Raw genomic sequence first — 2,996 nt, 5'->3', positions numbered from 1 at the left:
CTACAGGGTGATTTTGGCTGGTCTTTTCTGTTTAACAGACCTGTGGCAACTATCCTTTTTCCTGCTCTTAAAAATAGTTTTTTCCTTGTCATGATCGGACTTGCTGTTACGCTTTCTTGTTCATATGGCCTTTCCATTTTAGCAGCTCTACACAGAGAATCTTTTTTATCAAAAATCATCAATGCCTTTACATTACTCTCAATCTCAGTGCCTACTTTTTGGCTCTGCATCCTCTTTTTAAGCCTCTATTTAAAAGCAATTACATTCAGTGCAGAAGCACAGATTTTAAATTCCACCTTTGAGATAAACAGTCTTTTTGCTATTTTGATTTTTGCTTTAACACACATTGGCATTTTTACTCATCACTTCAAAACACAGCTCGATTCAACCTTACGCGAAAATTACATCAAAACAGCAAAAGCCAAAGGCGCGAGGCGTTTACAGATCCTCATGAATCATGCAACATTGCCATCTCTCTTTCCTTTTCTGGGCATGATGTCAATCACACTTGGTCAGATCTTTAGTGGTCAACTTGTCATTGAGATTATCTTTGATTATCCAGGCATGGGAAGCCTTATCATGGATAGTATTATGAACAATGATATTCCACTTGCTTCAAGTTCGGTTCTGATGATGATTCTAGCTGCTCTTTTTGCGAGTTTTTTACTCACAATAACAGAACATTTCATCTTACCGTACCATCACTTGGCCTTGGAGAAAAACCATGCTATCTAAATGGAAAAACCTCCCAAAATCTCTGCAAATCGTTTTAATACTTAATCTATTGGTGCTGGGCTTATTTTTATGCGGAAGCCTCTATATTTCAATATTTCATGGCCTATCACCTGTTCATCTATCTGAAATCTTCATGGATCCTTTCTGGACACATCCCTTAGGCACTGATCAGTTAGGACGTGACTACCTCACCCAGTACATTCTAGGCGGTGGAATTACAATTGGTTTTGCAATCATCACAGCTTTGGGTTGCTCTATCATTGGCACTTTCCTGGCAACAATCTCTGCTTATTACGGAAAATCCACTGATCGAATCATTCTCAGAATCAATGACATATTAACAGCCATCCCCCTGCTCCCTTTAATGGCAGTTCTCATGATGCTTGACCTCAGAAAAATTGGTATCCCAAATGAATGGATTCATTTCCCACTTTTTAACCTCATTAAGATCTCCGTTATTTTCAGTTTTATTGGATGGATTCAAATCACACGCGCAATGCGAGGAGCTCTTTTAAAAATCAAAAATCAGCCCTACATTTTTGCAGCCAAGGCACTTGGGATTTCAAATGTCCATATTATTCTGAAGCACCTTCTTCCAAACGCTCTTCAGACCTATTTTGTCAGTTTAAATCTCTTAATTGCACAACTCATGCTTTTTGAAACAACGCTCAGCTTTTTTGGCATTGGGATCAACCCACCTATTCCGAGTTGGGGAAATTTACTGAGTGATGCTGCATATCTTTTTGCACATAAACCTTTACAAGCCATTCTTCCCGGCCTTAGCATCACCTGTACGGTTTTTTTATTTCATCTAACAGGTCAATATATAAGCCATTTTCAACAAAAGAAAAATCTGTGGGCATAGTTACATATAAATGATTACTTAATATTTCCGCCGTAGAATGAAGAAAATGTTTTAGTCTAAAGGATCATTCTATGCAAGAGCCTATTTCTGAAAATAACAATACCAACCCCAACAGACCATTTGCTCCTCATTTTATGATGGCAATCTTACTCACTGGCTTTCTTTTCGTTGCAACAACGCTGATCTATTTGCCGACTACACAAAGTGCTCTGAATGTTTGGATGCATACTGAAACATTTAAACATTGTTTTTTTGTGGTACCAATTGTTCTCTTTCTATTATGGGATAAAAAAGAGATTTTCAAAAATATCCCTGCAATTCCATATCTGCCTGCTCTTATTTTAACGCCTTTCATCGGAATTGGATGGGTTCTGGCACATATTGCAAGCATCAATATTGGTGAGCATTTAATGCTCGTTGCATTCTTTCAGGTTATCATTCTAACCATGCTAGGTTACAGGCTCTATTGGGCCTTTCTCTTTCCTTTTTCATTCTTGTGGTTTTTGGTGCCTTTTGGTGAATATTTCATCCCCATGCTTCAAAATATCACAACCTGGTTTTCATTGCTATTCCTCACGCTTGTGAATATTCCTTATTATAACGATGGTGTTTTTATCTCTGTTCCAAACGGAAACTTTGAAGTTGCTGAAGCCTGTGCTGGGCTTCGCTTTTTGATTGCAACAATTGTCCTTGGATTTTTATTCGCCTATCTCTTCTACAAAAGCACCTTTAGACGTATTCTCTTTATCGCACTTTCTTTTATTATTCCAATCATTGCCAATGGTATCCGTGCCTTTGGTATCATTTTCATCGCCTATATGACAGATAATGAATATGCAATCGGCGTAGACCACCTTGTCTATGGATGGTTTTTCTTTGCTTTTGTGCTTGCATTACTGATTGGTATCGGTCTTCTTTTCCGTGAAGATACAAAAAAGGAAGAAAAAGATAATTTCGAAATTTATGCACATAAGGAACCAAGAGTTGTTATTGAAGCAACACCAAAACAATTTATTTTTGCCACAATCTTAACACTTCTCCTCATCACACCAGCCCGATTCTATGGACACCATATAGATCAAATATCAATCAAAGATACCAGCCAGTTTTCATCTCAAAAATTAGCTCTCAAATCTCCATTGGTAGATACTTCCTGTGCATCAGAATGGCCTGTTTCTTTTGAAGGTGCTTCTATTCTAACACAATGTGCAACACTGAATAACCAACCTATCCAAATCAAAATTGTTTATTATCCTCATCAAAATGGAGATCATTCTCTCTTATTTTTCAAAAATCAGATGTTTGATGACACAACCGTGCAGTGGAAAAAAACAAGCTCTTATCTGATTGAACAAAATAATCACCAAATCCCATTCAATCTTGAGACATTATACAG

Annotated in this window: 3 protein-coding genes; all 3 read left to right on the top strand. The window is 37.4% G+C overall.

What is annotated here, in order from left to right; translation table 11 throughout:
* Positions 1–735, top strand: a 735-nt coding sequence (locus KBF71_08985; GenBank protein MBP9878446.1) for an ABC transporter permease, incomplete at its 5' end; no start/stop codon positions are given.
* Positions 725–1,600 (top strand): ABC transporter permease, encoded by an 876-nt coding sequence (locus KBF71_08980; protein MBP9878445.1) that lies wholly within the window; start codon positions 725–727, stop codon positions 1,598–1,600. The genes KBF71_08985 and KBF71_08980, both read left to right, overlap by 11 nt.
* A 71-nt stretch (positions 1,601–1,671) precedes the next feature.
* On the top strand, positions 1,672–2,996 hold a 1,325-nt coding region (xrt, locus tag KBF71_08975; protein MBP9878444.1), incomplete at its 3' end, for an exosortase.

Source organism: Alphaproteobacteria bacterium, assembly GCA_018063245.1.
In the GTDB taxonomy this organism is placed as follows: Bacteria; Pseudomonadota; Alphaproteobacteria; order JAGPBS01; family JAGPBS01; genus JAGPBS01.
This window is presented reverse-complemented; position numbering and strand designations above follow the sequence as displayed.

What these genes read in the sequence shown, in the direction of transcription:
- KBF71_08980 (MBP9878445.1), top strand. Translation starts at nt 725, where the DNA reads ATGCTATCTAAATGGAAAAACCTCCCAAAATCTCTGCAAATCGTTTTA.